The 24,616-nt window shown below is 44.6% G+C and carries 23 protein-coding genes; 8 read left to right on the forward strand and 15 right to left on the reverse strand.

The features are described from left to right. Positions 1-46 precede the first annotated feature (46 nt). Positions 47-469 (forward strand): MarR family winged helix-turn-helix transcriptional regulator, encoded by a 423-nt coding sequence (locus tag SVI_RS08545; protein WP_013051092.1) that lies wholly within the window; start codon positions 47-49, stop codon positions 467-469. A 231-nt stretch (positions 470-700) separates the two neighbouring features. On the opposite strand, the gene SVI_RS08550 is transcribed toward SVI_RS08545, so the two are convergent. Then, on the reverse strand, positions 701-1,045 hold the full coding sequence (locus SVI_RS08550; RefSeq protein WP_013051093.1) for a hypothetical protein: 345 nt from the start codon (positions 1,043-1,045) through the stop codon (positions 701-703). Between the two features lie 206 nt (positions 1,046-1,251). Continuing rightward, the gene (locus tag SVI_RS08555; RefSeq protein ID WP_013051094.1) at positions 1,252-2,286 is read right to left on the reverse strand and encodes a Leu/Phe/Val dehydrogenase; all 1,035 of its coding nucleotides are present in this window, start codon (positions 2,284-2,286) and stop codon (positions 1,252-1,254) included. Positions 2,287-2,538: 252 nt separating this feature from the next. On the opposite strand from SVI_RS08555, the gene SVI_RS08560 reads away from it, so the two are divergent. Continuing rightward, a complete protein-coding gene (locus SVI_RS08560; RefSeq protein WP_013051095.1) occupies positions 2,539-2,982 on the forward strand; it encodes a DUF4826 family protein in 444 nt (147 codons plus the stop codon). A 165-nt stretch (positions 2,983-3,147) separates the two neighbouring features. Here the strand turns inward: SVI_RS08560 and SVI_RS08565 are convergent, their stop codons facing one another. The 5 genes from SVI_RS08565 to SVI_RS08585 all read right to left on the reverse strand — a co-directional run bounded on the left by SVI_RS08565 (position 3,148) and on the right by SVI_RS08585 (position 8,796). Beyond that, positions 3,148-4,272 carry a ribosomal protein uL16 3-hydroxylase gene (locus SVI_RS08565; protein WP_013051096.1) on the reverse strand — a complete coding sequence of 375 codons (1,125 nt, stop codon included), beginning with the start codon at positions 4,270-4,272 and terminating at the stop codon, positions 3,148-3,150. 85 nt (positions 4,273-4,357) lie between these two features. Continuing rightward, complete coding sequence (gene purB, locus SVI_RS08570) at positions 4,358-5,728, reverse strand: adenylosuccinate lyase (protein ID WP_013051097.1); 1,371 nt, start codon at positions 5,726-5,728, stop codon at positions 4,358-4,360. Between the two features lie 27 nt (positions 5,729-5,755). Then, positions 5,756-6,370, reverse strand: a complete 615-nt coding sequence (hflD, locus tag SVI_RS08575) for a high frequency lysogenization protein HflD (protein WP_013051098.1) — start codon at positions 6,368-6,370, stop codon at positions 5,756-5,758. Between the two features lie 3 nt (positions 6,371-6,373). After that, on the reverse strand, positions 6,374-7,504 hold the full coding sequence (mnmA, locus tag SVI_RS08580) for a tRNA 2-thiouridine(34) synthase MnmA (RefSeq protein ID WP_013051099.1): 1,131 nt from the start codon (positions 7,502-7,504) through the stop codon (positions 6,374-6,376). Between the two features lie 572 nt (positions 7,505-8,076). Then, complete coding sequence (locus SVI_RS08585) at positions 8,077-8,796, reverse strand: rRNA large subunit pseudouridine synthase E (protein WP_013051101.1); 720 nt, start codon at positions 8,794-8,796, stop codon at positions 8,077-8,079. A 386-nt stretch (positions 8,797-9,182) separates the two neighbouring features. On the opposite strand from SVI_RS08585, the gene SVI_RS08590 reads away from it, so the two are divergent. After that, positions 9,183-11,408: an NADP-dependent isocitrate dehydrogenase gene (locus SVI_RS08590; protein ID WP_013051102.1), complete on the forward strand. Its 2,226-nt coding sequence runs from the start codon at positions 9,183-9,185 to the stop codon at positions 11,406-11,408. A 145-nt stretch (positions 11,409-11,553) separates the two neighbouring features. Here SVI_RS08590 and cspD read toward each other — a convergent pair whose 3' ends face one another. Continuing rightward, positions 11,554-11,760, reverse strand: a complete 207-nt coding sequence (cspD, locus tag SVI_RS08595) for a cold shock domain-containing protein CspD (protein WP_005500728.1) — start codon at positions 11,758-11,760, stop codon at positions 11,554-11,556. Between the two features lie 243 nt (positions 11,761-12,003). Here cspD and clpS point away from each other — a divergent pair, with 243 nt between their 5' ends. Together clpS and clpA are read left to right on the forward strand one after the other, a co-directional pair. Continuing rightward, entirely contained in the window at positions 12,004-12,312 is a 309-nt protein-coding gene (gene clpS, locus SVI_RS08600; protein WP_013051103.1) for an ATP-dependent Clp protease adapter ClpS, read from the forward strand. Between the two features lie 36 nt (positions 12,313-12,348). Next, the gene (clpA, locus tag SVI_RS08605; RefSeq protein WP_013051104.1) at positions 12,349-14,607 is read left to right on the forward strand and encodes an ATP-dependent Clp protease ATP-binding subunit ClpA; all 2,259 of its coding nucleotides are present in this window, start codon (positions 12,349-12,351) and stop codon (positions 14,605-14,607) included. A 112-nt stretch (positions 14,608-14,719) separates the two neighbouring features. On the opposite strand, the gene infA is transcribed toward clpA, so the two are convergent. The 3 genes from infA to aat all read right to left on the reverse strand — a co-directional run bounded on the left by infA (position 14,720) and on the right by aat (position 16,489). Next, positions 14,720-14,938 (reverse strand): translation initiation factor IF-1, encoded by a 219-nt coding sequence (gene infA, locus SVI_RS08610; RefSeq protein WP_005500725.1) that lies wholly within the window; start codon positions 14,936-14,938, stop codon positions 14,720-14,722. Between the two features lie 140 nt (positions 14,939-15,078). Next, the gene (locus SVI_RS08615) at positions 15,079-15,789 is read right to left on the reverse strand and encodes an arginyltransferase (RefSeq protein ID WP_013051105.1); all 711 of its coding nucleotides are present in this window, start codon (positions 15,787-15,789) and stop codon (positions 15,079-15,081) included. Continuing rightward, positions 15,779-16,489 (reverse strand): leucyl/phenylalanyl-tRNA--protein transferase, encoded by a 711-nt coding sequence (gene aat / locus SVI_RS08620; protein WP_013051106.1) that lies wholly within the window; start codon positions 16,487-16,489, stop codon positions 15,779-15,781. Before aat ends, SVI_RS08615 begins: the two co-directional genes overlap by 11 nt. A 95-nt stretch (positions 16,490-16,584) precedes the next feature. Here aat and SVI_RS08625 point away from each other — a divergent pair, with 95 nt between their 5' ends. After that, positions 16,585-17,028 (forward strand): outer membrane lipoprotein, encoded by a 444-nt coding sequence (locus SVI_RS08625; protein ID WP_049791163.1) that lies wholly within the window; start codon positions 16,585-16,587, stop codon positions 17,026-17,028. A gap of 64 nt (positions 17,029-17,092) precedes the next feature. Here the strand turns inward: SVI_RS08625 and SVI_RS08630 are convergent, their stop codons facing one another. After that, positions 17,093-17,452 carry a hypothetical protein gene (locus SVI_RS08630; RefSeq protein WP_013051108.1) on the reverse strand — a complete coding sequence of 120 codons (360 nt, stop codon included), beginning with the start codon at positions 17,450-17,452 and terminating at the stop codon, positions 17,093-17,095. Between the two features lie 275 nt (positions 17,453-17,727). Between SVI_RS08630 and SVI_RS08635 the strand changes: the two genes are divergently transcribed. Then, a complete protein-coding gene (locus SVI_RS08635; RefSeq protein ID WP_013051109.1) occupies positions 17,728-18,480 on the forward strand; it encodes a Nif3-like dinuclear metal center hexameric protein in 753 nt (250 codons plus the stop codon). A gap of 60 nt (positions 18,481-18,540) precedes the next feature. Here the strand turns inward: SVI_RS08635 and SVI_RS08640 are convergent, their stop codons facing one another. Next, complete coding sequence (locus tag SVI_RS08640) at positions 18,541-19,719, reverse strand: serine hydrolase domain-containing protein (protein WP_041419811.1); 1,179 nt, start codon at positions 19,717-19,719, stop codon at positions 18,541-18,543. Positions 19,720-20,125: 406 nt separating this feature from the next. On the opposite strand from SVI_RS08640, the gene SVI_RS08650 reads away from it, so the two are divergent. Then, entirely contained in the window at positions 20,126-20,767 is a 642-nt protein-coding gene (locus tag SVI_RS08650) for a Type 1 glutamine amidotransferase-like domain-containing protein (RefSeq protein ID WP_013051111.1), read from the forward strand. A gap of 102 nt (positions 20,768-20,869) precedes the next feature. Here the strand turns inward: SVI_RS08650 and SVI_RS08655 are convergent, their stop codons facing one another. Together SVI_RS08655 and pdsS are read right to left on the reverse strand one after the other, a co-directional pair. Next, positions 20,870-22,048, reverse strand: a complete 1,179-nt coding sequence (locus SVI_RS08655) for a cystathionine beta-lyase (protein WP_013051112.1) — start codon at positions 22,046-22,048, stop codon at positions 20,870-20,872. A 152-nt stretch (positions 22,049-22,200) separates the two neighbouring features. Beyond that, positions 22,201-24,597: a proteobacterial dedicated sortase system histidine kinase gene (pdsS, locus tag SVI_RS08660; RefSeq protein WP_231847801.1), complete on the reverse strand. Its 2,397-nt coding sequence runs from the start codon at positions 24,595-24,597 to the stop codon at positions 22,201-22,203. Between the last annotated feature and the right edge of the window lie 19 nt (positions 24,598-24,616).

Below are 24,616 nucleotides of genomic sequence, written 5' to 3' on the forward strand. Positions count from 1 at the left end.
CTTAGTGGTAGTATTAAATTAGGTCATGTTTGATTGGAGGTGCTAGTTGAAACATTATGAAAGTCTTGGCTACTTGGTGTCTCACTTGAATATTGAATTGCAAAATGCACTCGATGAGCAGCTCAAAAGATACCAACTGGATATTAAGCTTTGGCCGGTTCTTTTTGCCCTGTGGCAAGAGGAGGGCATAACGCAAACTGAGTTATCTAAGCGTTGTGATGTCGCGAACTACACCATGACTCGATTATTAGACCAGCTTCAGACTCAAGGTTTGATACATCGTCATCAAGAAGCCGACAATCGTCGTGCTTTTCAGATCTATTTAACCAATAACGGTAAAGCCCTGGAACAAGATTTAATCTGTGAAGCTGAAAGGGTCAATGACAATTTTCTGGTAAACCTGTCTGAAGATGAGCAAGCGTCTTTTATCCTTATGCTTAATAAGATTAATCGCTTTCCCACCTCATAACTTACGCGCCCTTGGTTATTAATCGGCTCAGTTTCAAATATTAACGCCCACTTCAGTTCTCATTCTCTTTTTCATGCTCTGTCATTATTGGTTGAAAATGGTAGCAATGAACAACTAGAGTCTATTACCACAATTATGGGTGACAGTGGACATGGCTAAACTTATCAGCATTCAAGACTCAGCTAGCGTATCGCCGCTGTTTGTCCTGCTGCCTCTTATTGAATACGGTGATCAGTTTAATAGCAGCAAGAGTAAGCCTGACAATGTGGTGAATATGACTAGGTTTTGCAGCAACTTCCTACTCTTGATCAAGTTTTCTTTCCCCTGATGAATGCAAGTGATCAGGCTGTTACTCTTATAAATTCGACAGATCATCTCTTCAGATGTTGGGTCGATAAGTAGTTGGAAACGACAGGGTTTTCCATCGTTAAGCTGGATATTATGTTCACTGTTCTGGCCGAAATTGAGTTTCCTCGATACCCGTTGGCCATTGACAAACACTTGCTCCAAACCACACCAGTTACTGGCCTGAAGTACTATCACATCTTGGTTGAGATCATACCTGAAAGTCACCATAGCATTTTCCTATGCGAGTAAACGAGCCTCTAAGTTAAGCTGACTAATATGACATTTTCCAGTCGGTTCGATTAAAATTCTGTGTCTGGCTTGTATCTATTTGCCTGTGTTGAAAATTTATTTTTAGAAATAAAAAATGGGATAAAAAATTAATTTTATCCCATTAATATAGTGACAATATCTGTAGTAATTTTACCGATATTTTACTATTTTTTTGCCGCTTCGATGATCTTACGTGCCATCTCATCGGCAATAGACGCTGTGGTGCGATCTTGTTCGTCTGCAGCTTTAAAGATAGTCATCAAGGTGTTGTAGATCTCTTCGACTTTTTGAGTCGATGCACTGGCATCATAGTCTTTTTCGAAGGATACATTAATGATGCCGCCGGCATTGATCACATAATCCGGTGCATAGAGTATTTCCAGTTCTTTGAGCTTCTCGCCGTGACGTGCTTCGGCTAACTGATTGTTGGCACAACCGGCCACTATGCTGGCTTTAAGCAGTGGGATAGTCGTATCGTTGATTGTTGCGCCCAGGGCACAAGGGGCATAAATATCGACATCTTGATGATAGATGTCTTGTGGGGCAACGACGATGGCACCAAATTCAGCTGCTGCCTTATCAAGAGATGCCTGATGTATGTCTGTCACTATGAGTTCTGCGCCGTCATTATGAAGGTGACGACACAGGTAATAGCCAACATGACCCACACCCTGAACAGATATCTTGAGTCCTTTGAGTGAGTCGACGCCTAGTTTATGTTTTGCTGCGGCTTTTATGCCTAAATAAGTGCCCAGTGCGGTAAAGGGAGATGGATCGCCACTCTTTCCCTCGAGTCCTGCCATATAAGGTGTTTCTTCATGGGCGATCATGATGTCTTTGGTCGATACTCCGACATCCTCAGCCGAGTAATATTTACCACCCAGAGCGTCGATGCAACGACCAAAAGCGCGGAATAGGGCTTCACGGTCTTTAAGTTTAGGATCTGCGATGATGACAGACTTACCGCCACCCATAGTCAGTCCTGCGAGAGCATTCTTATAGGTCATGCCACGTGATAGGCGTAACACATCATTGAGTGCTTCGTCATCTGACTCATAATTCCACATCCTACAACCGCCAACAGCCGGTCCAAGATTGGTGTTATGAATAGCAACGATGGCTTTTAAGCCACTTTCCTTGTCTTGACAAAATACGACCTGTTCATGATCGTCGAAAGAGATATGATTAAATACAGCCACGTACTGTTCTCCACTTGGGGATGTAAACGCCAGCGCTCAAAGAGATGCTCTGACGGCTTGTTATATTTATTGCAGAACGATAGCATTTAGCGATACTCTCAATAAAGTAAAGATTTGGATTAATTGTGATCTATGTGGAATATTTCCTTTCCACTTTACGTCAACGTAAAGGCGCAGTTGTTTTAATGGCCAAATTTCATTAGCGAGCGAAGCGAAACCAATAAATTTACAATAATAAGATAGGAATTCAGTATGACGGAACAAGCAGTCGATCAAACTCAAGCGCTAACAGCAGAACAACAAGAGCAGCTAAGGCAGGAGTGGATCAGAGAACATTTTCAAAAGGCGAATAAATTTTTAGCCGAAAAAGGCATCATCCCTAGTAAGGTTATTGCCGATGAGAGCCGTTATCTAGCCCCTTATGTTGCAGTTTGGAAGATGGAGTCTAAGCAACCTAAGAAGCAGACGTTTTGGGTGATGTCAGGTGATCTACCCTCGGATTATGTGGATGTAAAAGTGGCGGCGACTGCCCGTGAGGCCCTGCGTCATTTCTCAATGATGTGGCAATTAAAAGCTGAAAACTTGATAAAAACAGGCGCCATAAAAGAACCGACCCAAGCAAAGTTTGCTCAACTTTTGGTCTCGAGAGCCGAAAGTTTGTATCAGATCCACAATGATGAAAAGCTCTGGGGCTAGCATCAAATTGGGGTAGATTATGCTTTGCTCTGAGGCACTCAATCTAGCAAGTGTCTGTTGTTTTAAACGCAGCACATAAAAATGGCATCTCATTGAGATGCCATTTTTGATTCTGCTAGGCTTGAAAAACTCGGTTTAGGTTCACCAAGCGAGCCTTAAATAAGCTTAAGCTAGATAGTAATAGCCCAAGTTAAGCATAGTCAGCACAAACCTTGTCATTTCTGCTGAGCCGGTTAACTCGAGTACTTTATCATTGGTCAGGTTCATCTGATTGGCGATATAGGTCAGCTTATCTTGGTCAATGTTTAATTGGAACTCTTCACCGTTGATAAATAAGCGTGATTGAGTATCGCCCTCGAGACAGATAACTTTTAAGCCACCAATCCTGACTAGCTGCGCACCTTCCGACAGGGCCGAGGTTAAATCTTCCGTCGAGTAATCTTGCTCTGGCTCGCATAAGTCCAGCTCGAAACGATTCTGACTCAGCAGTTGACCTAACATCTGCTGGTAATGCTTAGGCTGTGCTAACAAGTCCTTGAGCAGATCCAGTATTCCTGTTTGATGGTCTATGGACAGACTCGCCGGCATCTCGGGTTCATTTGCAGAGATAAAACGTTGTGAACCTGTATTGGTGTCCAGCAGGTGATCTGCCAGTCCACTCATTAGCTCTTGTTGACTAGGGGCTCTAAAGCCAATGGAGTAGCTTAGGGCCGTGGTGATTGTTTCTCCTCTATGTGGGTAACCAGGAGGAATATACAGCATGTCACCTTTTTCCAGTACCACATCGATAATAGGCTCGAAGTCGTCGATGAGTGCGGTATGGGTATCGCCACCACGGGGAGAGTAATTGCCTCTCGCACCCACTTTCCAGCGGCGTGTACCTTCTCCTTGAAGCAGGAAAACGTCATAGTTATCTATATGAGGTCCGACGCCGCCGCCAGGTGTAGCAAATGACACCATGAGATCGTCGAAACGCCAATCTGGGATGAATCTGAAGGCTTCGACTAAAGAGACTGAATCTGGGTGCCAGTGATTGACGGCTTGCACTAATAATTGCCAATTATCATCGCCAAATTGATCATATTCTTCTATGGGGCCCTGAATGATATCCCAACCATCTTCTTTGGTTATGATAACCCGAGAGGAGAGCTCTTCTTCGCAGGCGAGGCCTGCCAGCTCATCGGCGCTGATAGGGTCGACAAAGTCTGTGAAGGCATTCTTGATGACTAGTGGGCTCTTCTGCCAATGCTGCGTTAAGAAGTTTTGAGTATTGAGATTCAGTTTATACATAGATGCTTATTGATAAGGTCATAAAAAAGGCGGTAAGGATAAGCTTACCGCCTTCGATTTCAATTGTCTTTAGACTATTGAAGCGTTACTTTAGCTCGTCTACGAAGGCTTCTGCACGGCCAATGTAGTTGGCTGGCGTCATCTTCTTAAGTTCAATTTTCACTTCAGCTGGAAGCTCCAGACCTTCGATGAATACGGCTAACTGCTCACCATCGATACGCTTACCACGAGTCAGCTCTTTAAGCTTCTCATAGGGCTTCTCGATGCCGTAGCGGCGCATCACGGTTTGAACAGGCTCTGCCAATACTTCCCAGTTTTTGTCCAGCTCGGCTCTAAGCTGAGCTTCGTTAACTTCTAGCTTGCTGATCCCTTTCAGGGTCGACTGATAAGCGATCAAGGCATGTGCCATGCCTACGCCTAAGTTACGCAGCACGGTAGAGTCGGTAAGGTCACGTTGCCATCTCGATACTGGTAGCTTAGCGGCTAAGTGCTGCATCAAGGCGTTTGCTATGCCTAGGTTACCTTCCGAGTTTTCGAAATCGATAGGGTTAACCTTATGAGGCATGGTTGAAGAACCAATCTCACCGGCTATGGTTCTCTGCTTGAAGTGGCCCAGTGCAATATAGCCCCAGATATCACGATCGAAGTCGATGAGAATCGTGTTGAAACGGGCGATGGCATCAAACAGCTCGGCGATATAATCGTGAGGCTCAATCTGAGTGGTGTATGGATTCCAGTTTATGCCTAGGCTTGTGACGAAGCGCTCGGATAATGTATGCCAATTGACTTCAGGGTAAGCTGATATGTGAGCGTTGTAGTTACCCACAGCGCCATTGAGCTTGCCCATGATTTCGACCGCTTGGATCTGCTTAAGCTGACGCTCCAGACGAACCACAACGTTGGCCATCTCTTTACCTAAGGTAGAAGGAGAGGCTGGTTGACCATGGGTACGGGACATCAGTGGCACGGTTTTGTGCTCGACTGCGAGTCCCTTGATTGCATCGATAACCTTCTGACAATAAGGCGCCAGTACTTGCTCGCGAGCTTCGGTTAGCATCAGAGCATGAGCCAGGTTGTTAATGTCTTCCGAGGTACAGGCGAAGTGAACAAATTCACTGATAGCAGCCAGTTCGGCATTATCGGCAATCTGCTCCTTGATGAAGTATTCGACCGCTTTAACATCATGATTAGTGGTCGCTTCGATAGCCTTAACTCGCAGTGCATCTTCTTCACTGAAGTTATCTTTAATTTGATCCAGAAGGGCTAATGCCGCTTCGCTGAACGGTGGAACTTCAACTATTTCTGGACAGCTGGACAGCAGCTTTAGCCAGTTGATTTCGACTTGAACACGGTACTTGGTCAGGCCGAACTCGCTGAAAATCCCTCTTAATGAGGCGGTTTTACTACCATAACGACCGTCGACGGGAGAGATAGCAGTTAGTGCGGAAAGTTCCATTAGAAGCTCCTTAATGAACTTGACTTATTATAGGGTGAGGCTTTTTTTAGCTATTTCGACTATTGTTTTTCTGGCGAAGACAAGGTGTCTACGCTTGCCTCCTAATTGGCGCCATAATACAGCGCTGCGTATAGCAGAGAGTAATAGGGCTCGGATTTTTTCCTGTACCTGAGACTGTTTCAGATATTCAGGGTTACCCGCTATCTGAATCTTAGGACCTAAGGTACTGATAATATCGCTGTAGATGCCGGCAAAATTGGCGACTACCTGCTCATCTGTGATGGCGAAGTGGTGCAGTTGACGGTGCACCTGATTGATTCTTTCGGCCAAGATCCCCATGGCATTGCCTCGGGACAATTTGCGTTCCAGAGCCAAGATGCCGATAAGGTAACGTGTGACTTCCACATCTTTCTCTTTACCGTCGCCTAACTGATTGACTATCAGTTGATAGCCTTTCCTTAGGGCGATTTTATCTGCGTAGACATCTGATGTGGTCTCAGCTTCAGTCACTAAAACCGTGTTCAGGCTGGCCGCGAGACTATCAGTATCGGCGTTGCCGTGTCTGGCAATATGTTGCACTTGACCGATAGCCTGCAAGATCCCTGCGAAGGCCATGGTGCGTTCATTGAGTTGCTCGTTCACGGCTTATTCTCTGATTAATGAGTCGATGATGCCGCCGCCTAAGCAGAGCTCACCAGAATAGAAGACGGCTGACTGACCCGGAGTCACGGCTGCGACTGGTTCATCGAACAGCACTCTTATGGTGTCTTCGCCTTTATCATTGGTTTCAAGGAATAGAGTACAAGCCACATCTCGTTGGCGATAACGGGTCTTCACCGTGATTTTGGCTTCATCGACTGGACCTTTTCTGTCGACCCAGTGGAGCTGATCGGCATAGAAGCCTAGGGACATTAATCTTGGGTGAGTGCCACCTTGGCCGACAACTAAGACATTTCTGTCCATCTCTTTATCGACAACATACCAAGGATCGTCATTGCTGTTCTTCATTCCACCTATGCCCAGACCCTTGCGCTGGCCTAAGGTGTGGTACATGAGACCCTGATGCTTACCGATAACTTCACCTTCTGCAGTCTCTATATCGCCGGGCTGTGCAGGTAAGAAGGTACTTAAAAAGTCGGTGAACTTGCGTTCGCCGATAAAACAAATTCCGGTACTGTCTTTCTTATCATGGGTGATAAGTCCCATCTCTTTGGCTATTTCTCGAACTTCACTCTTTTCGAGTTCGCCAACGGGGAAGAGAGAGCGGGCAATCTGCTCATGACTGAGTGTGTAGAGAAAATAGCTTTGATCTTTATTGCCATCGATGCCACGTAACATCCGGCTTTGACCTGTTTCATCGCTACGGCGTACATAATGCCCCATGGCGATAAAATCGGCGTCGAGAATTTCATCGGCAAATTCAAGGAAAGCTTTGAACTTGATCTCTTTGTTGCAGATGATATCTGGATTGGGTGTTCGACCAGCCTTGTACTCGGCGAGGAAGTATTCGAACACATTGTCCCAATATTCCGAGGCGAAGTTGACCGTATGAAGCTTGATCCCAAGCTTGTCACATACAGCTTGGGCATCTTTTAGATCGTCTGCAGCGGCGCAATATTCATCGGTATCATCTTCTTCCCAATTTTTCATGAAAAGGCCTTCGACTTGATAACCTTGCTTAAGTAGCAAGTAAGCCGAGACGGATGAGTCGACACCGCCGGACATGCCGACAATGACTTTTTTATTGTTGAGTGCGGTGGGTTCGATTGCTGCCATAGATCCTAAAAACCGTTAATTTGAGTCTCTAGTAGCTTATTTGCTTTGAGAAGCGGCCTGCCATTAAGTGATATATCCTCAATTGACAGATTTCTAACAAGGAGCGAAAAAGCTACATTTTCGGGGCCGTATTCTATCACGCATTATTGTTCTGGGCTAACTTGAGATAGCTGTCATTGAGCATGTCCAGCGGATAGTGAGTTTTGTTTTGGAAATCATCTATACAAGAGAGCACTAACTTGCTTATAAAATGGCTTATTAGTGCCGACATTTCGGCATAGGCCGACCAATGTGGGTCCTGAATGATAGGATCTTGTGCCGTGTAGCTGGGAGCCTTGGATTACCACATGAAAGGTGGATCTTCAGAGGGTGAGGGAGGCATTAGCTGAAGATGATAAATGCCTGTTAGACCTTAAGGTATTATTTCGAGTCCAGTCTCTTCCCTGATAGCTCTGGCAGGCTAGGAGCAAACATTATCTTCGCTCCTATTGGCCTGCTGCTTGGTTATACCCTTGTTGACCAACTAAGCTCTGCGACAATTACCTCAAGGCCGTGAGGCTAACTTGTTAGAGTTAGTCTTTGGCTTTCATATCTAGAATCTGGTATTGACCGATATCGATATCGTCCAGACTCCATTGACCTATTTTATAGCGGATCAGTCTAAGAGTGGGAAAACCTATATGGGCTGTCATGCGTCTCACCTGACGATTACGGCCTTCACAGATCTGGATCTCAAGCCAGGTGGTTGGAATATTTTTACGTTCACGTATTGGGGGCTCTCGGTCCCAAATATTAGGCTCTGATAAGATGGATATCTTAGCAGGCAGCGTCATACCGTCTTTCAGTTTTACACCGTTACGCAATGTCTGTAGCGCAGCTTCGTTTGGGGCACCTTCCACTTGAACCCAATAGGTTTTAAAGGTCTTTTTCTTCGGCTCGGTGATTTTTGACTGCAATTTTCCGTCATTGGTCAGTAGCAGCAAGCCTTCGCTGTCCCTGTCTAGACGACCGGCGGCGTAGACATCTTTCACGGGAATGAAATCTTTTAGGGTCTTTCGTCCCTGTTCATCGGTAAATTGGCAGAGTACATCGAAGGGCTTGTTAAACAAAAGGATCACCGGATCTTTAGCCGCGGGCTTACGGCCTGTGGCTTTTCCAGATTTCCCCCCTGGGGCAGTGTACTTTTTATTCGAGGTAATTTTCTTTTTATCCCCCCAGCCTGAGGCTTTTTTTACCAAGGATTTTGTACTGTTTGTTTTTAACTGTTTTTGATGAGGAATAGTATGACTCACTCTGGCTATCTTCTGGCGTAGTATGGCTTGATGTGGACATTGTACTTGGCATTCGCCATTAGTGGAATTTGAAAATTGTCAGGAATGTTTTATGATGTTGACCATAAAAACGTGATCTATCTCATAATGTCGTACTTTTTTGAGAAGTTGAACTCAGGTGCGTAAGCATGAATACGGGCTTTAAAGTCTTATTATTGTAAGGGGTTACCCTATTTCTAGTTATTGGGTTTGATTCACTATCTTACTTGCAATAATTCAGTTACTCACGCTAAAGTGGGCAACATCAATAATGTATTTATAAAACCTGTATTTACATAGAAAAGAACAAAGCATTCAATAATTAAAAGTATCTTAAACTCTTATTTTACAATAATGTAGGACGGAAAATGACCGACAAATCATCAACAATTATTTATACTGAAACAGACGAAGCCCCCGCGTTAGCGACCCTGTCTCTGTTACCTATTATCAAGACGTTTACTCAAGCGGCTGGTATCAATGTTGAAACCCGTGACATCTCATTATCGGGTCGCATCATTTCACTATTTCCAGAACAACTGAGTGATTCACAAAAAATTGCCGATGCACTGGCTGAACTGGGTGAACTTGCGGGTAAGCCCGAAGCCAACATCATTAAGCTTCCCAATATCAGTGCCTCAGTGCCGCAGCTAAAAGCCTGTATTCTAGAGCTTCAACAGAAAGGCTATGATATTCCTTCATATCCCGATGAGCCGACTAATGCAGCAGAGGAAGATGTTAAAGCCCGTTACGATAAGATTAAAGGCAGCGCCGTCAACCCAGTACTACGTGAAGGTAACTCTGATCGTCGTGCGCCAGGCTCAGTTAAAAAATATGCTCAGAAGCATCCGCACTCTATGGGAGCTTGGTCTAAAGACTCTAAGACTCACGTAGCACATATGAATGAGGGTGACTTCTACGGCAGTGAAAAATCAGTCACTCTGACAGAGGCAACTCAAGTCAGTATCGTCCTTAAGACGAAAGAGGGTGGTGAGCAGGTACTTAAGACTGCACTTCCTTTGAAAGCGGGCGAAGTGATCGATGCTTCAGTGATGAGTAAACAGGCATTACTCGCGTTTTTCGAGCGTGAGACTCAAGATGCTAAAGCCCAAGGCGTGCTACTTTCTTTGCATTTGAAAGCTACCATGATGAAAGTATCGGATCCTATCCTCTTCGGTCATGCGGTTAAGGTCTACTACAAGGAATTGTTTGCTAAGCATTCAAGCCTATTTGAAGAGCTGGGTGTCGATGTGAACAATGGTCTGGGTGACGTATACGCCAAGATAAGCACATTACCAGCGGAGCAAAAAGCCGCGATAGAAGCCGACATAGCGGCCATCTATCTGACTCGCCCTGAACTGGCTATGGTGGATTCAGATAAGGGTATCACTAACTTGCATGTGCCTAGTGATGTGATCATAGATGCGTCTATGCCTGCTGCCATTCGCACCTCAGGTATGATGTGGGGACCTGATGGTCAGCCTCAAGATACTAAGGCTATGATCCCGGATCGTTGCTATGCCGGTGTATATCAGGAAACTATCCAATTCTGTAAAGAAAATGGTGCCTTCGATCCAACCACAATGGGCAGTGTGCCAAATGTGGGCTTGATGGCTCAGAAAGCCGAAGAGTATGGTAGCCACGATAAAACATTCGAAATTTCTGCATCAGGCAGCATGAATGTTATCGATGCTAACGGAAACACGCTTCTTTCCCATGATGTAGAAGCGGGTGATATCTGGAGAATGTGTCAGGTTAAAGACGCGCCTATTCAGGATTGGGTTAAATTAGCAGTCAAGCGTGCACGTTTATCGAATACACCGGCGGTATTCTGGTTAGATGAGCAACGTGCACACGATGCTGAAATCATTAAGAAAGTGAATCAGTATCTTAAAGATCACGACACCAAGGGTCTGGATATTCGTATCTTGTCTCCTATAGATGCCACACGTTTCACCCTGCAACGCACAAAAGATGGCTTAAATACTATTTCTGTCACGGGTAACGTTCTGCGTGATTACCTAACGGATCTGTTCCCCATTCTTGAGTTGGGTACCAGTGCTAAGATGCTCTCTATCGTTCCTTTGATGAATGGTGGTGGTCTGTTTGAGACTGGTGCGGGCGGAAGTGCGCCTAAGCATGTACAACAGGTTGAAAAGGAAGGCCACCTGCGTTGGGATTCATTAGGTGAGTTTCTGGCTTTGGCTGCATCCTTAGAGCATCTGAGTCAGACTACTGACAATGCTAAGGCGCAGGTATTGGCTGATACACTGGATGTGGCTATCGGACAGTTTCTCGATGAAAACAAGTCACCTTCTCGTCGAGTAGGCCAGTTAGATAACCGCGGCAGTCATTTCTATCTTGCCATGTATTGGGCTCAGGCTGTCGTTGCTCAGTCACAAGATGCTGAACTTAAGGCGCAGTTTGCTGAACTAGCGAGAGCCTTGGCTAGCAATGAAGACAAGATTGTTGCTGAGTTAAATTCGGCCCAAGGTGCTCCAGTCGATCTAGGAGGATACTATCGTTTAGATCCTGTTAAGGCTGCTGCCGAGATGCGTCCAAGCGCGACTCTAAATGCCTTGTTTACTGCTTAGGTAATAAAATAGCCGAAGTAGGTTATACCGCTTCGGCTTAGTTCTTACTTACCTTGGTTCGACACCGGCAATCGCTTTATGGTGTGATAATCAGGCAATAAAAAAGGCAGGGTACTCCCTGCCTTTTTTGATCTCGGCCACTAAATTAATTAATTGTTGATATTACTGACGCGTGCATACCTTTTGGACCCGCTTCTACTTCAAATTGAACTGGCTGGCCTGCTTTTAGAGTTCGATAGCCTTCCATTTCAATGGTAGAATAGTGTGCAAAAACATCTTCACCGCCAGCATCTGGGCAAATAAACCCGAATCCTTTGGCGTTGTTGAACCATTTAACAGTTCCATTTGCCATACTTCCACTTCCTTCTGTTGTTTACTTACCAGTAAGATAGTAAAACTAAATGTGCGGGCTGATTCACCGCTCGTTGAACAGAATGAAAGCAGTCTGGTTATAAGTCAAGCGTATTTTAACAAAAAATCAACAAATGAATTAAAACTTGTATCAATTAGTGCGTTAGATATGAGATGTTGACTTAAGGGGTCAATTTTCTTATATCGATTGGTACAAGCCATGACTAGAGGCTAATATTGAAATATGGGTAAAGTAGGGAATCTTGAACACGTAGAAGAGCGTGTTGAATCGGAATTAATGCCACCGTCTATGTACAAGGTTGTATTAAATAATGATGATTATACTCCGATGGATTTTGTGATTGAAATATTACAATTTTTTTTCAAGAAGAATGAACAGGAAGCCACAGATATCATGTTGGCTATTCATCATCAGGGCAAAGGGATTTGCGGTATTTTTCCATTTGGAATAGCAGAAACTAAGGTTGCTCAGGTAAATCAATTTGCCAGACAAAACGAACATCCGTTACTGTGTTCTTTAGAGAAAGCCTAAATTAGGTTTGTTATCTTGTATATTTAGGGGGTGCTTATGCTAAACAAAGATCTCGAAGTCACCTTAAACCTGGCGTTCCAGCAAGCCAGAGATGCGCGTCATGAGTACATGACCGTAGAACATTTATTGCTGGCCTTGATTGATAATCCAGCCGCTCAAGAGGCACTAGTCGCTTGCGGTTCGAATTTAGACAAGTTGAGAGAGGAGGTATCTGGCTTTATTCAACAAACCACGCCTATCATCGCCGATCCAGATGATGATAGAGAGACTCAACCTACATTAGGTTTCCAGAGAGTTCTCCAAAGGGCGGTGTTTCATGTCCAGTCTTCGGGCCGCAACGAAGTCACTGGCGCCAATGTACTTGTCGCTATTTTTAGTGAGCAGGAGTCTCAAGCGGTCTACCTATTACGCAATGCTGAAGTGACTCGTCTCGATGTGGTGAATTTTATTTCTCATGGCGTGTCTAAGAGCGAAGGCGACTCGGCCGCGAATCAAGAGCGAATCGAAGATCATAGTGAGCCCGAAGAGGAAAAAAGTAAGCTTTCTCAGTTTGCCGATAATCTCAATGAACGTGTAGAACAAGGGCATATCGATCCCCTTATTGGACGCAGTGAAGAGATTGAGCGTGCGATTCAGATCCTCTGTCGCCGAAGAAAGAACAATCCGCTACTGGTGGGTGAAGCCGGGGTGGGTAAGACGGCCATTGCCGAGGGACTTGCTTATCGTATCGTTAAGCATGAAGTACCGGAAGTGATGAGTGGTGTGACTGTTTACTCTTTGGATCTCGGCGCTTTGCTTGCCGGAACTAAGTACCGTGGTGACTTTGAGAAGCGCTTCAAGAGTCTGCTTAAAGAACTGGAAAATGATGATAAAGCGATCCTGTTTATCGATGAAATTCATACCATCATAGGAGCTGGCGCCGCATCGGGTGGTGTGATGGATGCATCTAACCTATTAAAGCCTTTATTGTCTGGGGGGCGGTTAAAATGCATGGGCTCGACCACGTTCCAGGAATATCAGAGTATTTTTGAGAAAGATCGTGCCTTAGCGCGACGTTTTCAAAAAATTGATGTGAATGAACCTTCTGTAGCCGAGACAACCAAAATATTACGCGGACTCAAGTCTAAGTATGAAGAGCATCATGGGGTGAGATACACCATGGCGGCCTTGAGTGTTGCGGCTAAATTGTCTGATAAACACATTAACGATCGTCATCTTCCCGATAAAGCCATCGATGTTATCGATGAAGCTGGTGCCCGAATGGCGATGCAGCCAGCGAGCAAGCGAAAGAAGACTATCGGTCAAAGTGAAATAGAAGCCATTATCGCTAAGATTGCCAGAATACCTGAGAAGTCCGTATCGGCCACTGACAAGGATATGCTGAAGAACCTAGAGCGTAACCTTAAGATGGTGGTATTTGGCCAAGATAAGGCGATTGAAAGCCTTAGCGCTGCGATTCGACTATCTCGAAGTGGGCTTAGTGGTGAAGGTAAGCCAGTTGGTAGCTTCTTGTTCGCCGGTCCCACAGGTGTAGGTAAAACCGAAGTGACCAGTCAATTAGCTAAATGCCTCGGGCTTAATCTGATTAGATTCGATATGTCCGAATATATGGAAAGCCATACTGTGTCTCGCCTAATCGGTGCACCTCCTGGCTATGTTGGCTATGATCAGGGCGGATTACTCACAGATGCTGTGATTAAAAACCCCCATTGTGTGGTGTTACTCGACGAGATTGAGAAGGCGCATCCCGATGTGTATAACTTGCTGCTGCAGGTGATGGATCACGGTACATTGACCGATAATAACGGTCGTAAAGCCGATTTCAGACATGTGACCTTGGTAATGACAACCAATGCGGGAGTACAGGAGACTGTGCGTAATTCCATTGGCTTTAAACAGCAAGATCATAGTTTAGATGCTCTGTCTGAGATTAATAAGATTTTCTCTCCAGAATTTAGAAACCGATTGGATGAGATTATCTGGTTCAATCATCTGGATATGACAGTGATCGCTAAGGTTGTCGATAAGTTCTTAGTGGAATTACAGGCTCAACTCGACGATAAATCCGTGACTCTGCATGTCAGTGATGAAGCGAGAACCCTATTGGCTGAGAAGGGCTATGACAAGTCTATGGGGGCAAGGCCTATGGCAAGGGTAGTGACTGAGGTTATTAAGCGACCGCTTGCGGATCAGATATTGTTCGGTGATCTAGAGAAAGGTGGTGAGGCACATGTCGACGTTGTTAATAACGAGATTGTGATCACAACCGATAGAGTAGAAAAAGCCTTGAGCTAATCTAATCGGGGGAATCACGCATAAAAAAAAGGCTGCTACTGCAGCCTTTTCTAATACGATTATTAACTAAAAACCGGTTTAGCCGGTTTTAAAAATGCTGTGATAAGCTAACTTAGCGTGAACGGAAGACAATGCGACCTTTGCTCAAATCGTAAGGGGTCAGCTGTACTGTCACTTTATCACCCGTCAAAATACGGATGTAGTTTTTACGCATTTTGCCTGAGATATGTGCAGTCACAACGTGACCGTTCTCTAGCTCTACACGAAACATTGTGTTCGGCAAGGTTTCAAGGATCGTACCTTGCATCTCAATGTTGTCTTCTTTCGCCATTAATCAGTTATCCTGTTAGCCTTCAAATATTAAAAACGGGCATATCATGCCGCAATTTAACCTAACTGTAAAGAACAGATCAACTTATCGGTGATAAATAATGCTCTCTTTGGCTATAGACACCGAAAACCAATAAATTATTACTCATCAGGTGTTTGCAGCCATCCCGATTCGGTTAATATTTGATAGGGAGTGTAGTCTTTCTTATAGTTCATCTTTCTTGATTCATCAATTTGATAGCCTAAATAAACGAAATCTTTTTTCATCAATTTAGCCAAACGACATTGAAGCAAAATAAGCAAAGATCCAAGAGAACGTTTATGTTCATCGGGATCAAAAAAGCTATAGATTGCGGATAAACTGTTAGGCAGAATGTCGGTGACAGCCACTCCGACCAGCTTGTCTTCGCTCCAGAGTTCAATAAATACTGGGTCTAACCAAGCTGAGCCAATGAAATGTTGATATTGCTCTTTAGAAGCTGGGTACATGGGGCCATCGCTGTGCCTTTGATTGATATAAGCTTCGTACAGGCCATAGTGATAATCGGCTTGTTTGTCGACTATTTTCCACACCAGATCTCGGTTGTTTTTCAGTGTTCTTTTTTGTCGTCTCGAAGGCGTGAAGCTAGCACTGGGTATACGTATAGGTAGGCAGGCGTTGCAATGGGGACATTGAGGTTTATAAATGGTGCCGCCACTGCGTCTAAAGCCCAGAGATAATAACTGTTCGAACAAGTTTATGTCGATACTCTCTTCCTGAAGCATCAGGAGTTGCTCCATTTGAGTGTCGAGGTAACTACAGGGAAAGGTTTTGGTTATCCCTACTGAAACTTGTTGTGATTTAGAGCTCAATATATACCTCTGTGGGTAGCCAAGTATTGGCAGAAACATCGCCATCTCGGAAACGCTTAAGTAAGTTGATAAAATCTTTTCTTTTTAATGCACTTGCTCCTAAAGAAACCAAATGAGGATTCATCACCTGTGCATCGATTAACTTGAAACCCTTACTCAATAGGTGCTGATGCAGCATTAACATGGCCGCTTTAGACGCATTGGTTTGGGTATGAAACATAGATTCACCACAAAAGACCTGTCCTATGGCTACACCGTATAAGCCTCCTATAAGCATGCCATTATCCCACACTTCTACTGAGTGGACCTTTCCTTGATTATGCAGTGCCAGGTAAGCCTGCTGAATTTCTGTGGTGATCCAGGTGCCATCTTGCGTCACTCTAGGCTGAGCACAACCTTGTATTACCTCTTCGAAAGCCCGGTTTATGCTATAGGTCCAGGTTTGTTTTTTAAGGTATTTAATTAAACTTCGACTGACTTTCATGGTTCCAGGGACAAATACAGCTCTTGGGTCCGGTGACCACCACAAGATAGGGTCATCAAGATTAAACCAAGGGAAAATGCCTTCATAATAAGCTTTGAGTAAGCGCTCCGGTTGCAGATCACCCCCTATGGCTAATAGCCCGTTGGGATCTGTCAGTGCCAGTTCAGGTTCTGGAAACTGTTCGAATTGATGATTTAAATAGGACAGTGAGTTCACAATTGAGTAAGATTATCTTTAATTAGGCCTTACTATAATTTAGCGGAAAAATGACTATGTTGAAACCTAGTTTTAATCACTTACTCACTTTATTGATGGCTTTGACGGTAACATTTTCATTGAATGTGGGGGCCGCCTATCAAAGAGATCAAGCCGTTCCCGTAGAGAAAGTCCTCTATGGTGATCTGGTTTCGGTGAGAAATATCACCGAGAAACAACTCATTGAAGATCAAAATCAAGGATGGAAAACCTTTGGTGGAGCCTTGATCGGCGGAGTTGTCGGTCATCAATTTGGCGGTGGCAGCGGGCAAGATGTCGCGACTGTATTAGGTGCCTTGATTGGCGCAGGAGTGGGCCACAGATATGGTGACAGCCCATATTATCATGAGCTTAAACTCGTGGAACTCATGATTAAGCTGGAAGATGGTCAGCAGGTGATGATCATACAAGATCTTGATTCTGGGATGATATTTAATGCCGGAGATGAGGTGAGGCTAGTGTATCTTCAAGGAAGCGTTAGGGTTGATATTGCCATGTGATTTACCCTATAGCCATAAAACAAAAAGGAGCCTCAGGCTCCTTTTTGTTTTTACAGTATAAAGTTTAGAAACCGCGAGGTAACTGACCTTTTCCTGCTAACTTCTCACGCCATAACTCTTTTGGTGTCTTACCACCTTTTGAGCTTGAACTTGTGATGGCTTTGGCCTTAGTTTTCTTAGCCGGTGCAGCCTTAGGCTTAGCCTTTTTTACATCGGGCTTGGCCTTGGTTTGAACCACTTCTGCAGAAGCTTTTCCGCCACTTTGCTCAGTAAGCATAGTCTCGAGATCGCTAAAGCGTAATGACTTACCGCCATCGATTTTGTACCAGCTTCCTTTCTGTTCAATCGTTACAGTCGAACCTTGCTTGACAGTGAGGGCAGACTCTAACGCGCTGATAACCTCTTCTTTGGTCAGTTTTGACATAGTAATAACCTATTTATTTTTTAATGTTAACTTGAAGGTTTGAACTAATTTTATAGGCTAAATGGGTTAGATGTCCAATTTTCACTGAAATTACCCGTATTTGCTGGTTTTTAAGGCTTGTTGACAGATAATGGATAATTAACTTGATTTTAAATGAGTTAATCAAAGGTTGTAAAAATGTCGGCGGGCTATTTTTTGAAGTGTAAGCGGGTTAAACCTGTGCCGGGATCGGCACATGAGTTACACTTAAACGGCATTTTTATAAGGGTGGTCCAATGACACGTAACGAGTTAGCTGAATATCTTTCGAGTTTTTTACAAGTGGGTAAGTTTAAAGATTATGCGCCTAATGGTCTGCAAGTTGAGGGACGAGAAGAGATAAAAAAAATCGTTACCGGCGTCACAGCCTGTCAGGCGTTGATCGATAAAGCCATCGCACTGAATGCCGATGCGCTGTTGGTGCACCACGGATTCTTCTGGAAGGGAGAGAGAGAGGTGATAACTGGCATGAAGCAGAGACGGATCAAGGCATTACTCACCCATAATATTAATCTTTTTGGTTACCACCTTCCGCTAGATGCGCACCCTATGCTAGGAAACAATGCTGAGCTGGGGCGAAAGTTAGATATATCAGCCGCCGAGTCTGTGGAAGGGATAGCTCAAGGGTTAATTTGGCAAGGACGTCTAGATACGCCTGTCTCTGCTGGCGATTTTGCTGCCAGTATCAGTGGTGTACTTAACAGAGAGGCACTGCATATTGGCGATTCAGCTGCCCAAATACAGAGTATTGCCTGGTGTACCGGCGGGGCTCAGGATTATATCGACGATGCGGCGAGCTTAGGTGTCGATGCATTTATTAGTGGTGAAGTGTCGGAGCGCACCTTTCATAGCGCCCTTGAGCTAGGTATACACTATTTTGCGGCGGGTCATCATGCCACAGAAAGGTATGGTATCCAGGCCCTTGGTGAACACCTTGCGCGGGAATTCGATATCGAACATGTGTATGTCGATATCGACAATCCTGTTTAGACTCCATAAGTTTAAACAGGCTAAACAGCTTCAGATTGGCTGTTTAGTCTGTGCTAAATACTATTCGGCGTGAACTCTGGTGTCTTTCTTCATGGCAATTTGAGCTTGTTGCTGAATGACGCTATGCCAGAAACTCGCGCCTAATTTTGCTATCACTCTCGACTCGCCATTGAGTAACATGGCCATGCCGATTTTAAGACGAGGAGAATAGGCGACTTCGGTGACATAACCTGCAACCCAACCTGCATGATATATTAATGTCTCTCCTTCGAAATCATACACCCGCCATCCTTTACCGTAATGCGCATCATGGATGTAAGCTTTCCATTCCCGGCGGCGCAGCTCTTTACTCGTGCGCACACCCGGAGTTTGAATATCCGCTAATAAACTTGGGGATAACACCTTAGGGCTATTGCCCAGGTTAGCGATTAACCATTTAGAAAGATCGCTAATACTCGCATTAACTCCAGCGGCGGGCTCGACTTGATAGTAGTTAGGTTTTACTTTGACCTTTCTGAAACCTAAACGTGTCTTGATATGGGGGCTGGCGCGGTTGTCTGTGGCCATAAAGCTTTCCATACCAATAGAGGCCGTGTCCATATGCAGAGGCTCAAAGATGCGTTTTTCCACCAAATTAGCGTAGCTGTCTCCAGTTTGCTGTTCGATCACAGGTTGGATAAAAGAAAATGCAATATTCTGGTAGCTATAACAGGTACCCGGTGAGCACATAAGACTGAGTTTTTCGAACTTAGGAATGATCTTCTCAAGTTTACCATTGGCATTGAGAATATTGTCATAACTGTTCGGCATCAGGCCAGTGCTTTGTCCTATGAGGTGGCCGAGTTTGACTTGCTCGCTGACCTTAGGATCGGCGAGGTGAAACTCAGGCATATATTTGCGTAGTGGCTCATTCCACTCAAATTTATGTTCATGGACCAGCATGGTCGCTAAGGTGCCCGCGAAGGTTTTTGATACCGAGGCGAGCCTAAATACTGTGTCTGTGTTGACATTGAGACTGCCGCCTTTTTGACGCTTGCCGTAGGCGCTCATCTTTAATATTTGATCATTGTCGACAATAACGAAAGCGCCACCTGGCACCTTGTTTTTCTTCAACAGAGCATGAAATTGCGAGTTAAAACTATCACCGATAGTCTGGTAGTCAGATTGGGCGAAACTTGTCGTAGAAAAGAATAAGCTGGCAAGGGGAAGAGTGAGTAAAGGTAAAGACCAGTTGGACATGATGAAAAAATCCCAAAAATAAAATCTGAAAAAATAGGCGAGATAATCGATTATGTTAGCAATAAATGCGACCAACAAAAAATGCACAAGTAACAAAAATGGATATTAATGAATATTTTGTATAAGAAGTATACTTTGTAAGACAAGTAAGACAAGTAAGACAAGTAAGACAAGTAAGACAAGTAAGACAAGTAAGACAAGTAAGACAAGTAAGACAAGTAAGACAAGTAAGACAAGTAAGACAAGTAAGACAAGTAAGACAATGAAATCAATATAAATCAGCTACTGAACTGAGAACATCTGTTGTCAGAGGGATGGTGTTATAAAAAGACCGCACAGATGAACTTGCGACAATGTTGACATGTGATTATTCTGGTCATTATTCCTTAAATAATGAGACCTAGATATGAAGTTGGCATTAGTTAGCGATCCTAATACTGAAAATGGTCTTGGCGGAATAAAATATTTGCTGGATGCAATTGGCTCAAGCCCTAAGCGAGTCGGTTATATAGCGTCACAGCCTGATCCTGCCAGAGACTACTACATATCGACTCAGCAAATGTACGCCAAGCTGGGCGATAGACTCGATTGTTATCTTGAGCTTGAAGAAGGCTTCAATGAAGCCAGCTTAAAACAATTGTTAACCTGTGATGCGATTCACTTATCCGGAGGTGATACCTATCGCTTCCTCAAGTGGCTTAAATTTCGTGATTTACTCCCTTTGCTTAATCAATATGTGACAAATGGTGGAGCACTAATTGGCGTCAGTGCCGGGGCCATGATCATGACGCCATCAATCGATACAGCGATTTTATGTGGCGATACAAATCAAGTTGGCTTAATGGAGCTGTCGAGCTTATCCCTGGTACCATTTCATTTCGTTCCCCATATAGCGCTAGTTGAAAAAACATCTGCAGTGGCAAGGGAATTAGCCGTCATTCCTGCTGACTTATCACAAGTGTATTTTTGTGGTGATAATGCCAGCGTGCTCATTATTGATGGAGAGCTAGTTGAAATTGGTGAGCCATTTCATTGGGAAATGAATTAGTTAAATCGGTTAATACTTGATTTTTGAATACTCAATACAGGGGGCATGAAAACCGCCAATCTGGCGGTTTTAAAATATAGACTCTATTGATGATAGAGCATGTTAGCTGTTAAGCACTGCGTTAAATCGCTCGAAACCCGCTTCAAGATCGGCAATTAAATCATCCGCATTTTCCAGACCTATGTGCAGTCGAATAAGAGGTTTACTGCTATCCCAGCTGGTGGCTGTTCTGAGCTTGTCGATACCGAAGACGCCTAAGATCAGACTCTCGAATCCGCCCCATGAGAAACCCATCTTAAAGTGATCCATGTTTTCTACAAAGGCGGTAACAGACTTGAGGTCCCCCTGTTTTAACACGAAAGAGAACAGGCCGTTGGAGCCAGTGAAATCTCGTTTAAAAAATTCATGACCGGGACAGGTCTCGAATGCTGGGTGTCTTAAGTGATCGACTTCCGGGCGAGTCGCTAGCCAGTTTGCCACTTTCAAGGCATTTTTTTCATGTTGTTGCATACGAACGCCTAGGGTTCTCAGTCCTCGGCTGGCGAGATAGACATCATCAGGAGAGGTGCACTGTCCCATGAGATAACTATTCTCCCTCAGCTGTTCCCAGTGCGTGTCGTTCGACGTCGCAGTGCCTAACATCACATCTGAGTGGCCAACAATATATTTAGTCGCCGCTTGAATGGATATATCTACGCCCATCTCGAAAGGGCGAGAATTTATCGGTGAGGCCCAAGTATTATCTAGCATGACAACCAAGTCATGCTGATGCGCTATTGCGCTTAGAGTCGGCACATCTTGAATTTCCATGGTGACGGAACCTGGTGACTCTAAAAACAAGACTTTGGTGTTAGGTCTGATTAGTTCCGCGATACCTTCGCCAATCATGGGATCATAATAAGTGGTTTCTATGCCAAAACCTGCCAGTAGCTTGTTGCACAGATCTCGGGTCGGTTCATAGACATTGTCGACCATCAACAGGTGGTCGCCAGATTTTAAAAATGATAACAAAGCACCGCTAATGGCCGCTGAGCCAGAAGGGTAGAGTGCCGTACCGCTGCCACCTTCCAGCTCGGCAATCGCCGCCTGAAAAGCAAAGTGGGTAGGGCCACCACGTCTGCCATAAAACATTGCGCCATTAGCCCGGTTTTTGGTGGCAAAACGCATCTCTTCCATAGTATCGAAGATCATGGTCGATGCTCTAAATACAGGCGGATTGATCACACCCTGAGTCCATTTCTTGTCACGTCCAACGCTGATGATCTTGGTTTCTTTTTTCATAGGGCATACTTCCAGATACGAGCAGGAGAAATAATAGGTTTTAGCCATCTTAACATCTAAATGGCTAAAAGGAAGGGTGGGTTCCATTTAGGAATATCTGCTTGGTGACATGTCTAAAGTTATGACCAAAATTCAGTTATCTATGGTGAATTCTATGATTTTATATAAGGCAATGAAACCAAGATCTCTACGCCTGAACTGACTAATTCTGCGCCAGATTTACTGTTTGTGGCAGGCGTCTGTAGATCTCTTGCCTTGATGGAACCTTGGTGGAAATCAGTGATAAGCCTAGCGATATAGAGTCCTAAACCTAAATGAGGCTTATCTTGGGCCTTCTGTCGGCGTACTGAGACCATAGATTCGAATATTTGCTCTGCCATTTTCTCAGGTAATAGAGGACCGAAGTTCGAAATGGTCAGTTCTGCGTGCCTGTGCTTGGCCGTTAAGGTGACTGTGATGGGGGTATTGTCGGTACTGAATTCTAACGCGTTGGCAATCAGCTTATCCATAAGCTGAGCGATATACTCGGGCACACCACTCATGGTTAAGGGGTCTTGTGTGACACAGACTTGAAACTCCTGGTCGGGATAGGTGAGCTGATAACCTTGCATACAACCCGAAATAACCTTGGACAGAGGAAATATGTCTACTTCCGCTTGAGATAAACTCTCTTCCAGACGTGTGGCTTCGCTCATATTATTGAGGATCATATTGAGTCTGCTAACGCCTTCTTCCGCCCGGTCCACATATTTTCGGGTGTCAGGATCTAATTGTTGCAGGCTCAGATGCTCAAGTGAAGAGCGCACTACGGCCACTGGGGTTCTCAATTCATGAGATAAGCGTGCAGACATATTCTCCAGATAATGTGTGTATTGGCCCAGACGGCCGACAATGTTGGCGAAACTTCTAGAGAGATCGCCAATTTCATCTCTGACTTCAGAGCCTTGAATGATTTTTCTAATCCTACCTTGGCTGTCGATGGCTTCTTCGGTTTCATCCCTGAGTTTTCTTATCCTGCTGGATATACTGGAAGCGAAAAAGAACAGGGCTAAGGTGCCCATGCTCATGATAGTCAAGATGACGTTAAATAATTTCTCCAGCGCCTTGTTACGCAGGGTTCGGATGCCATGAGTGGTTTCTTCGGCGATGACTACACCCATGACCTTATCGTCAATCCAGATAGGGCTGGCCGCTGCCAATATGACGGCTTTATTGTCCGGGGTGAGGCGCCAGGTGGAACCTTGTTTGCCGGCTAGTGCATTTTTTATGTGGCTACCTTCGAGCACTGTTGAGTCCTGCAGGGAGTCGATAAAATCTTTAGGTGGTGTGGTTAAAATTTTATAATAGAAACGATGCAGGTAGTCCCGCTTAAAATGTCCCCAGAACGAATCATCGGTTTTTTCTTGGACTGTTTGGGTCCAGACACTTCTACTTGTTCGAATGTCACCGGACTTGGCTAATACTCGTCCATGTTTATCGACCACCCAAATACGCGAACTGTTATGGCTCATCCCCTTGATGATGCTTTCTATTTCTGGAGAAGGAACCAGCACAGTCCCTAAATTTTTAACATCATCGATAGCGGACGTACCGACAATGGCGTCCAGAATGCGCGTCTTGTTATCATTGACATCATAGATAGCGAAACCCAGTTTGCTACCAACCATATCCAAGGGCATGCGTATCTCGATGTTGTAACCGACCTTGGTTTTGACCCACTTTCCCTGAATTTTAAGCTCAGGAGTCACAGGCATCGTTTTTTTAGGGTCTTGGGGCAGCTTATATGAACTCACCCAACCCTCTCTTTGGGTGGCGATGATATAGCGTTTGAATTCGCCATCGGGGGCCAATGTGGCTATGGTGAGGTGGTCGTTGACATCGATCTTGAGACTGTTAGTGCCACGATAGATCACACTTGGATCTGTCACTTCGAAGAAGGCGTAGAGGAAACCTGCATATTTCCCCACCATATGATTGAAACTAATGGTTAATGGGGCGTCGGCTGAACGTTTAAAGATCTGATGGTTTTCGCCATAACTGATGCTTCTGTGGCGGTAAGAGGCCCAGTCGTTCAGCTTACCATCGAGTTGAATGGCTCCGGCTAAAGGATATGCATACAGATCGCGTCCCTGTTCTACCTGAGTAAGAAAACTGGCTTGCAAGTCAAAAAGGCTAGGGCGTTCATGTAGCGCAGTAGCCAGTGCCTGTGTGGTGCCTTCGAGTGTTTTCTCTTGACCGTATCTTAGGTATTTTTCCATCTCCCACACATATTGATAGCATAACCAGGGAAGGCAAAGGAGAAACAAAGATAAAATAGCGACTTTGGATCTTAGGCCTATGGGTGGATTAAATTTAGATAGCTTGTGTTTCAGGCTCAAAAAAAGGTCGGTCAGCCTGTTAGCTATTTTATAGAAGCTGCTCGGGGTTATCTTAGTCAGTTTTTCGGTTAACCAGGCCCAATATCTAGCTATGCCATTTTTAGTCTCGCTAACGATGAGGAAAGCATACATAGAGGCTTTAGCTCTTATGTCCAGAAGGCGATATAACACAAGCGATACTCTTTATTTA

The organism is Shewanella violacea DSS12 (genome assembly GCF_000091325.1).
Taxonomy (GTDB): Bacteria; Pseudomonadota; Gammaproteobacteria; order Enterobacterales; family Shewanellaceae; genus Shewanella; species Shewanella violacea.